The organism is Streptomyces sp. NPDC057654, from assembly GCF_042800135.1.
In the GTDB taxonomy this organism is placed as follows: domain Bacteria; phylum Actinomycetota; class Actinomycetes; order Streptomycetales; family Streptomycetaceae; genus Streptomyces.
Map to the genome: position 1 here is coordinate 1 of NZ_JBHVHQ010000763.1, position 4,203 is coordinate 4,203.

Sequence of the window (4,203 nt, forward strand, 5' to 3'; positions counted from 1 at the left end):
GGCGCGGCGCCGTGCGACGGCGGCGCGCAGACCACCGGCAGCGCCACCGTCGAGATCCCCGCCGTCCTCCCCTTCGACTTCGGTACGGCCACCCGCACCGCCACCATGCCCTGCCCCGCGGACCCCAGGAGCACCCCATGAGCCTACGGGCGCGGATCGTCGCCCCCGAAAGCCCGCCGGACGTCCGGGAGTCGAGCCATCTCGTCCCCGTCTACCGCGCGAAGCTCCTCGAAGAGATCGACCTCGCCGAGATGTCGTCGCTGGCGGCGGCCGAGCGTCGCACCCGCCTGGAGCGCGTACTGGGCCACATCATCAGCCGCGAGGGCCCGGTCCTGTCCACCGCCGAGCGGGACCGGCTGATCCGGCGCGTCGTCGACGAGGCGCTCGGCCTCGGCGTGCTCGAACCGCTCCTCGAAGACCCCTCCATCACCGAGATCATGGTCAACGGCCCCGATCAGATCTACGTCGAGCGGTCCGGGCGGGTCGAGCCCGTGCCCGTACGGTTCGCCTCGCACGAGCAGCTGATGCAGACCATCGAGCGCATCGTCTCCACCGTCAACCGCCGCGTGGACGAGTCGAATCCGATGGTCGACGCGCGGCTGCCGTCCGGCGAGCGCGTCAACGTCATCATCCCGCCGCTCGCCCTGAACGGCGCCACCCTCACCATCCGCCGCTTCCCGCGCGCGTACACGCTGCACGAGCTGATCGGCATGGGCACGCTGGACGCGACGATGCTCACGCTGCTCGCCGCGCTCGTACGGGCCAAGTTCAACGTGGTGGTCTCCGGCCCGACGGGCTCCGGCAAGACGACCCTCCTCAACGCGCTCTCCGGCCTCATCCCCGAGGGGGAGCGCATCATCACCGTCGAGGACGCCGCCGAGCTCCAGCTTCAGCAGGCGCACGTCATCCGCCTCGAATCGCGACCGCCCAACGTCGAGGGCAACGGCCGCATCACCATCCGCGACCTCGTACGCAACTCCCTGCGCATGCGACCCGACCGCATCATCGTCGGCGAGGTGCGCGGCGGCGAGACCCTCGACATGCTCCAGGCCATGTCCACCGGCCACGACGGCTCGCTCGCCACCGTGCACGCCAACAGCGCCGAGGACGCGCTGATGCGGCTCCAGACGCTGGCCTCCATGTCCGAGGTGAAGATCCCGTACGAGGCGCTCCAGGACCAGATCAACAGCGCCGTCGACTGCGTCGTCCAGCTCACCCGCGCCGCCGACGGATCGCGGCGGATCGGCGAGATCGCCATCCTCGACTCGCACGGACACGACGACTTCCGCATCGCGACGGTCTGCCGCTTCGACGCCGAACCGCTGGGCGCGGACCGGGTCGTACGGGGCCGCTTCGGCCACTTCCCGCTCCCCGAGCGGGTGGCGGAGCGGCTGCGGCTGGCGAACGAGCCGGTGCCGCCCGGCTTCGGCGTCGCCGCGTTCCCCGCGGAGCTGCACACCCGGCAGGCGCGGCAGTCCGACACCAAGGAAGCGGGGCAGAGGTAGCCAGCCATGAACGATCTCGGCAATCTCGCACAGCTGACGGTCGGCGCGACCCTGGTGTGCTGCGTGCTGGCCGTCGCGGGCGTCCAGGCGTACGCGGCCGGAAAGGCGCAGCGCCGCGCGCTCATCGAGCGCCTCACCGAGGCGCCCGCCCTGCCCCCGGCCGGCCGTACGCGTCACTTCGCCGCCTTCGACCGGCGGCTGCGCGCCACCCGCTTCGGCCGGCGGCTGACCCGCCGCCTCGCCTCGACCGGACTGGACGTGACGCCCGCCGAGTTCACGGTGTACACGGCGGGGGCGGCGATCGGACTGTGGCTGGTGGCGGCAGGGGCGCTCGCGCCGTTCTTCGGGCCGCTGGCCGCGGTCGTCGCCGTCTGGTCGGCCTTCGCCTACCTCGGCTGGCAGCGGCGCAAGCGCATCGAGAAGTTCATCGGCCAGCTCCCCGAACTCTCCCGCATCCTCGCCAACGCCACCCAGGCCGGGCTGGCGCTGCGCACGGCGCTCGGCATGGCCGCCGACGAGATGGAGGCCCCGGCCGCCGAGGAACTGGCCAAGGTCTCCGACAAGCTGGCGATCGGGCACTCCATCGACGACGCGCTGGGCGAACTCACCGAGCGGCTGCCCTCCCGCGAACTGGTCGTCCTGGTCACGACGCTCGTGCTCTCGAACCGCGCGGGCGGCGCGGTCGTCAGCTCGCTGCGCAACCTCACACAGACGCTGGAGGAACGCAAGGAGACGCGGCGTGAAGTCCGTACGCAGCTCTCGCAGGTGACAGTGACGGCATATGTCGTACTGCTGATGGGCATCTGCACGCTGCTGCTGATGGACCGGATCGCGCCCGGCTCGATCGAGCGGATGACGGCGACGTTCCTGGGCAAGGCGTCGGTCGTGGCCGCCTTCGGCCTGTACGGGCTCGGCTTCTTCGTGATCCGCCGCATGTCGAAGATCGACGTCTGACCCCGAGGAGGAGGCGACCCCATGGAATTCCTGCTGGCCCTGGTCATCGGCCTCGCCGTCGCGGGCATCTGCTACGGCATCGCCCTCTACCGCAGCGAGGCGAAGCTCCCCGCCGACCTCGCCGTCGCACTGGAGGTCGGCGCGACCCGCACCACGGCGGTCGGCTCCGCCGTGGACCGCCTCGGCATGCGGTACGCGCCCCTCGTGCTGCGGCTGATGGGGGAGAAGCGGGTCGAGCGGGTCAGACGCCGCATCGACCGGGCGGGCAACCCGGGCGGCCTGACCGTCGACCGGTACGCGGCCCGGCGCGCGGTCTACGGCGCGCTGGGCTTCGGCGGCGCGCTGGTCATGCTCGTCCAGGGGCGGCTGCTCCTGGCCCTGCTGCTGATCGCCTTCGGCCTTTTCTGGATCGAGGTCGGAATCTGGGCGGCGGTGCGCGAGCGGCGGGACGCCATTGAACGGACGCTGCCCGACTTTCTGGACGTCCTGGCGGTGGTGGTGAGCGCGGGGCTCAGTTTCCGCCAAGCACTCGACCGGGTGTCCGAGAAATATGAAGGCCCGTGGGCCGATGAATTGCGGATCACACTGCGCCAGATGGATCTCGGAGTGAGCCGCCGCCAGGCTTTCGAAGAGCTACGCAAACGCAATGACTCCGAACAAGTGGCCCAGTTCGTCACCGCCCTCCAGCAGGGCGAGGACCTGGGTTCGCCGATCGTGGAGACGCTCATCAGCATCTCCGGCGACATGCGCCGCACCGACGCCCAACTGGCCCGCAGGCGGGCGGCACGGGCCGTGCCGCGCGCCACGATGGTCATCACGACCTTCATGGTCCCCGGCACGATGATCCTGCTCGTGGCGGGCTTCTTCCTGGGCTCGGGCATGGACTTCGGCACCATCACGGGGGACTGACCGCCGCACCCGCCGAGAGGACGTCACATGCCGCTCCGCCCGCTTTCCCCCGGGGACCGTGCGAACTCGGCCGACTTGTGCCAAGCGCCTTCGCGTCTGCAACCCCATGTGGGACAGTCGTGGCCCGAGAACCCCTCCACGACCGTGGCCGAGCGGGGGTGAGACCGATGAGCCGCGAGATGCGCAAGAAACGCATGGGATCTGTGGTGTTTCAACTCCCGGAACTGGGCAGGGAATGGTGCCGGGTGCACTGTTCCGCGCCTGGTGTTTCGGCGTACTTTTCTCGTGCCGCTCGTGTCACGAGCGGCGGAATGAGGACGTACACCACGCACCACACGTACACCACGCGGACCGACTCGCCGGACCGGCCGAAGCGGCCCGGCCATGGAGGGGAACACGATGGGCAAGCGCTTCTGGGGAGTCCGGACGATCCGGGGAGCACGGGCGGACCACCGGGGGCCCCGGGGCGTGCGGGGAGCGGTCTGGAGGTCCGACCGGGGCCAGACGTCGATCGAGTATCTGGGGATCATCGCGGTGGTGGTGGCGATCATCCTGGTCCTGACGACGACGGACTTCGGCGGCATGATCGCCGGTGCGATCTCGAACAAGATCTCCCAGGTCACCGGCATCTGACGGGAACGCGTCCGGCACGCCGGGCCTTGGGCGACGCCGGACAGGCTTTCCCCATCTACATCACGGCCGTGGTCGGCATTCTCTTCCTCGCCCTGGCCTTCTTCGCCGTGGGCCAGGCCGGGGCCAAGAAGAACGGTGCGCAGACGGCGGCGGACGCGTCCGCTCTCGCCGCCGCCCAGGATTACCGGGACCAACTGCTCGA

Annotated in this window: 5 protein-coding genes; all 5 read left to right on the forward strand. The window is 70.5% G+C overall.

Translation table 11 applies throughout. The annotated features are described in order from the left end of the window. Positions 1 to 137: 137 nt before the first annotated feature. On the forward strand, positions 138 to 1,505 hold the full coding sequence (locus ACFU99_RS35310; RefSeq protein WP_384400196.1) for a CpaF family protein: 1,368 nt from the start codon (positions 138 to 140) through the stop codon (positions 1,503 to 1,505). Positions 1,506 to 1,511: 6 nt separating this feature from the next. After that, complete coding sequence (locus tag ACFU99_RS35315) at positions 1,512 to 2,459, forward strand: type II secretion system F family protein (RefSeq protein WP_384400199.1); 948 nt, start codon at positions 1,512 to 1,514, stop codon at positions 2,457 to 2,459. Between the two features lie 21 nt (positions 2,460 to 2,480). Beyond that, entirely contained in the window at positions 2,481 to 3,368 is an 888-nt protein-coding gene (locus ACFU99_RS35320) for a DUF5936 domain-containing protein (RefSeq protein WP_384400202.1), read from the forward strand. A gap of 468 nt (positions 3,369 to 3,836) precedes the next feature. Then, positions 3,837 to 4,001, forward strand: a complete 165-nt coding sequence (locus tag ACFU99_RS35325; RefSeq protein ID WP_384400205.1) for a Flp family type IVb pilin — start codon at positions 3,837 to 3,839, stop codon at positions 3,999 to 4,001. Then, the coding region (locus tag ACFU99_RS35330) for a pilus assembly protein TadG-related protein (RefSeq protein ID WP_384400208.1) at positions 3,998 to 4,203 on the forward strand (206 nt) is incomplete at its 3' end. The genes ACFU99_RS35325 and ACFU99_RS35330, both read left to right, overlap by 4 nt.